The organism is Pseudomonas sp., from assembly GCF_036387035.1.
GTDB lineage: Bacteria > Pseudomonadota > Gammaproteobacteria > Pseudomonadales > Pseudomonadaceae > Aquipseudomonas.
Window position 1 is genome coordinate 1 of the sequence record NZ_DASVUM010000226.1, and the last position, 4,602, is coordinate 4,602.

Below are 4,602 nucleotides of genomic sequence, written 5' to 3' on the forward strand. Positions count from 1 at the left end.
CGGGCATTCGGAGCGGGTCAACGACGAGGTGGTGCTGCGTTTTGAGTTTCCCGAGCGGCCAGGCGCGCTGTTCAACTTCCTGAACAAGCTGGGCGGGAAATGGAATATCTCGATGTTTCATTACCGCAACCACGGCGCGGCGGATGGCCGGGTGGTGGCCGGGCTGGTGGTGCCGGAGGATGAGCGGCATCTGGTGCCGAAGGCGTTGGCGGAGATTGGCTACCCGTACTGGGACGAGACGAAGAACCCGGCGTACAAGCTGTTTTTGGGGTGACGGGGTCTGCCTGGCGCTCACCTGCATGGATGGGCTGACAGCCACCGCCTTTGTAGGAGCCGGCTTGCTGGCGAAGGCGATCGATCATTCACCGTTTATGTTGATTGGCCCGACGCGTTCGCCAGCAAGCCGGCTCCTACAGTTGGCTTTCCCCCCCGGCCGGTATACAAGGCGGCAACGGGCGATCTATTGCTACGCTTCAAACAACGCCAGACACAGGGGAAACAAACAATCATGGAACACTTCGCTGCACTGAAAATCCTGCACGTGGTCAGCACGGTGCTGCTGTTCATCTGCGCGCTGGGATTGATTGTGTGGATCGTGCGGGGCCGTCGGGCAGGCGATACCACAGTGCAGAACCGAGCCATGCAACGGCCGTGGGCATTCGCGTGGGTGCTGATGGGTGTGTGCCTGTTGACCCTGCCGATCAGCGGCTGGTGGCTGGTGCACTACGCCGGCTGGCCGCTGGGACAAACCTGGTTGCTGACGGCGAGCGTTTTGTACCTCTTCGGCGCCTTGAGCTGGGCCTGGCTGGCGGTGCGGGTCAACCGCCTGCGCCGGCCAGTCATGGTCGGCAACTCCCGTTTCACACTGGGGCTGGCCGTGTTCAGCGTCGTCTGCTTCGTGGCGATTGCCGGCCTGATGGGCGCCAAACCGGTATAAGCGCCGCTTCGCCGTGACAGCGGGCCAGTGAATGAGCTGGCCCCGCGAAGGCTTATCAGCCGCGCAGTGATATCACCGGCCAGCCGCGGCGGGTGGCCTCGGCGCGCAGCTTTTCATCAGGGTCGACCGCGACCGGGTTGGCCACTTGCTCGAGCAGTGGCAGATCGTTCATCGAGTCGCTGTAGAACCAGCTGCCCTCGAGGGAGTAGCCGTTCTCTTCGATCCAGCGATTCAGGCGGGTGACTTTGCCCTCGCGAAAGCACGGCACGTCAGTGGTGCGTCCGGTGTAGCGGCCATCAATGACCTCGCACTCGGTCGCCAGCAGTGTGTCGATGCCCAACCGCGCCACGATCGGTGCAGTCACGAAACGGTTGGTCGCCGTGATCACCACCAGCTTGTCACCCGCGTTGCGGTGTTTGGCGATGAGGTCCATTGCCTTTGGCAGGATCAACGGCTCGATGCAGTCACGCATGAACTCCCGGTGCCATTCGTCGAGCTGCTCCGTTTCGGTACGGCCCAGGATCTCCAGAGAGAAATTCAGGTAGTCGGTCAGGTTCAGTGTCCCGGCCAGATAGTCCTGATAAAAAGCATCATTGCGCGCCTTGTACGCCGCACCATCCAGAATGCCGCGCTCGCACAGGTAATCCCCCCAGGCATGATCGCTGTCGCCGCCGAGGAGGGTGTTGTCGAGGTCGAACAGGGCCAGGCGCATGAGCTTTACTCGCTGAAATATCAGAAAAAAGAGCACAAGAATACGAGGTTTGCCCAAGAGATCGCATCTATTAATGCGGTTGTCACGATAAGCTGTCGCAGCCTCGTTGCTGCCTTCACGATCTTTGTGGAACAATGCGACGACATGCGTTTGCGAGGTTGTGGCCGTGATCGACCCCGATGGTTTTCGCCCTAATGTCGGGATAATTCTGACAAATGATGCTGGCCAGGTCTTATGGGCTCGCCGCATCAATCAAGACGCCTGGCAGTTTCCGCAGGGGGGTATCAACCCTCAGGAGACGCCGGAAGACGCGCTTTACCGTGAATTGAATGAAGAAGTCGGGCTGGAACGGCATGATGTTGAAATTCTTGCCTGCACCCGGGGTTGGTTGCGCTATCGTCTGCCGCAACGATTGGTCCGTACCCACAGCCAGCCGCTGTGCATCGGCCAGAAGCAAAAATGGTTTCTCCTGCGCCTGATCTCCGATGAGCAGCGGGTGCGGATGGATTTGACCGGCAAACCGGAGTTCGATGGCTGGCGTTGGGTCAGTTATTGGTACCCGTTGGGCCAGGTGGTGACATTCAAGCGCGAGGTATATCGACGCGCCCTTAAAGAGCTTGCCCCGCGCCTGTTGGCGCGCGACTGACACGGAGTTCGACCCCGAGCCATGCTCAATACGCTGCGCAAGATCGTCCAGGAAGTTAACTCCGCCAAGGATCTCAAGGCGGCGTTGGGCATTATTGTGTTGCGCGTCAAAGAGGCCATGAGCAGCCAGGTGTGCTCGGTCTACTTGCTTGATCCCGAATCCAACCGCTTCGTTCTGATGGCCACCGAAGGCCTGAACAAACGCTCGATCGGCAAGGTGAGCATGGCCCCAAATGAGGGCCTGGTGGGTCTGGTCGGTACGCGCGAAGAGCCGCTGAACCTCGAAAACGCCGCCGATCACCCCCGTTATCGCTACTTCGCTGAAACCGGCGAAGAACGCTACGCCTCATTCCTCGGTGCGCCGATCATCCACCATCGCAGGGTGGTGGGCGTGTTGGTTATCCAGCAAAAGGAGCGGCGCCAGTTCGACGAGGGTGAAGAAGCCTTCCTCGTGACGATGAGCGCGCAGCTGGCGGGCGTTATTGCCCATGCCGAAGCCACCGGCTCAATTCGCGGGCTGGGCCGGCAAGGCAAGGGTATCCAGGAAGCCCGATTTGTCGGCGTGCCGGGTTCTCCCGGTGCTGCGGTCGGTACCGCACTGGTCATGCTGCCGCCGGCCGATCTCGAAGTGGTGCCGGACAAAACCGTCTCGGACATCACCGCCGAACTTAAATTGTTCCAGACCGCGCTTGAAGGCGTTCGCAATGACATGCGCACCCTTTCGGCGAAGTTGGCCACCCAATTGCGCCCTGAAGAGCGCGCCCTGTTCGATGTGTACCTGATGATGCTTGATGATGCATCGCTGGGCAGCGAAGTCACCAACGTCATCAAAACCGGCCAGTGGGCCCAGGGCGCGTTGCGCTCGGTGGTTAACGAGCACGTTAAACGTTTTGAGCTGATGGACGACGCCTACCTGCGTGAACGTGCATCGGACGTCAAGGACCTCGGTCGTCGCCTGCTTGCCTACCTTCAAGAAGCACGGCAGCAGACGCTGGTTTATCCCGACAACACCATTCTGGTCAGTGAAGAGCTGTCGCCGGCCATGCTCGGCGAAGTGCCGGAAGGCAAGTTGGTGGGCCTGATTTCGGTACTGGGCTCTGGTAACTCCCACGTCGCCATTCTGGCCCGCGCCATGGGCATTCCCACGGTCATGGGCGTGGTGGACCTGCCGTACTCGAAGGTCGACGGCATTCAGCTGATCGTTGACGGCTACCACGGTGAGGTCTTCACCAACCCTTCCGAGATCCTGATCAAGCAGTATTCGGTCGTCGTCGAGGAAGAGCGTCAGCTCTCTCAAGGCCTCGACGCGCTGCGTGAATTGCCCTGCGTGACCCTCGACGGTCACCGCATGCCGCTGTGGGTCAACACCGGTCTGCTGGCCGATGTGGCCCGTGCGCAACAGCGAGGCGCGGAAGGCGTGGGCCTGTACCGCACTGAAGTGCCGTTCATGATTCAGCAGCGGTTCCCGAGCGAGAAGGAACAGCTCGCCATTTACCGTGAGCAACTGGCGGCGTTTCACCCGTTGCCCGTGACCATGCGAACGCTGGACATCGGCGGCGACAAGTCGTTGTCGTACTTCCCGATCAAGGAAGACAACCCGTTCCTCGGCTGGCGCGGCATCCGCGTAACGCTGGATCACCCTGAAATCTTCCTGGTGCAGACGCGCGCCATGCTCAAGGCCAGCGAAGGCTTGAACAACCTGCGCATTCTGCTGCCGATGATCTCCGGCACCCACGAGACCGAAGAGGCGTTGCACCTGATTCACCGGGCGTGGGGCGAGGTGCGTGATGAAGGCACTGATGTGCCGATGCCGCCGGTGGGCGTGATGATCGAAGTGCCGGCGGCGGTCTATCAGACCCGTGAGCTGGCGCGTCAGGTGGATTTCCTGTCGGTCGGTTCGAACGACTTGACCCAGTATTTGTTGGCGGTTGACCGTAACAACCCGCGCGTGGCGGACTTGTACGATTACCTGCACCCGGCAGTGCTTCAAGCCTTGCAGAGCGTGGTGCGAGATGCCCACGCCGAAGGCAAGCCGGTGAGCATCTGCGGCGAAATGGCCGGTGATCCGGCGGCGGCCGTGCTGCTGATGGCAATGGGCTTCGACAGCCTGTCAATGAACGCCACCAACTTGCCGAAAGTGAAGTGGATGCTGCGTCAGATCAACCTGAGCATGGCCAAGGAGCTGTTGGCGCAGCTGATGAAAAATGACAACCCGCAAGTCATCAGCAGCTCCTTGCAGCTGGCGCTGAGGAATCTCGGCCTGTCGCGGATGATCAATCCAGGGTCAGTGAAGGGGCATTGAGTTGCC

At 60.6% G+C, this 4,602-nt stretch carries 4 protein-coding genes and 1 pseudogene; 4 read left to right on the plus strand and 1 reads right to left on the minus strand.

Annotation, left to right across the window (positions count from 1 at the left end; genetic code table 11):
• Positions 1-274: pseudogene (locus VF672_RS20830) on the plus strand (threonine ammonia-lyase, biosynthetic); the annotation flags it as partial.
• 234 nt (positions 275-508) lie between these two features.
• Positions 509-937 (plus strand): DUF2269 family protein, encoded by a 429-nt coding sequence (locus VF672_RS20835; RefSeq protein ID WP_331106415.1) that lies wholly within the window; start codon positions 509-511, stop codon positions 935-937.
• A gap of 55 nt (positions 938-992) precedes the next feature.
• Here the strand turns inward: VF672_RS20835 and VF672_RS20840 are convergent, their stop codons facing one another.
• Positions 993-1,649, minus strand: coding sequence for an HAD family hydrolase (locus VF672_RS20840; RefSeq protein ID WP_331106416.1), 657 nt, complete (start codon positions 1,647-1,649; stop codon positions 993-995).
• A gap of 166 nt (positions 1,650-1,815) precedes the next feature.
• On the opposite strand from VF672_RS20840, the gene VF672_RS20845 reads away from it, so the two are divergent.
• Together VF672_RS20845 and ptsP are read left to right on the plus strand one after the other, a co-directional pair.
• On the plus strand, positions 1,816-2,295 hold the full coding sequence (locus VF672_RS20845) for an RNA pyrophosphohydrolase (RefSeq protein ID WP_331106417.1): 480 nt from the start codon (positions 1,816-1,818) through the stop codon (positions 2,293-2,295).
• Between the two features lie 21 nt (positions 2,296-2,316).
• Positions 2,317-4,596, plus strand: coding sequence for a phosphoenolpyruvate--protein phosphotransferase (ptsP, locus tag VF672_RS20850; RefSeq protein ID WP_331106418.1), 2,280 nt, complete (start codon positions 2,317-2,319; stop codon positions 4,594-4,596).
• The last annotated feature ends 6 nt before the right edge of the window (positions 4,597-4,602 follow it).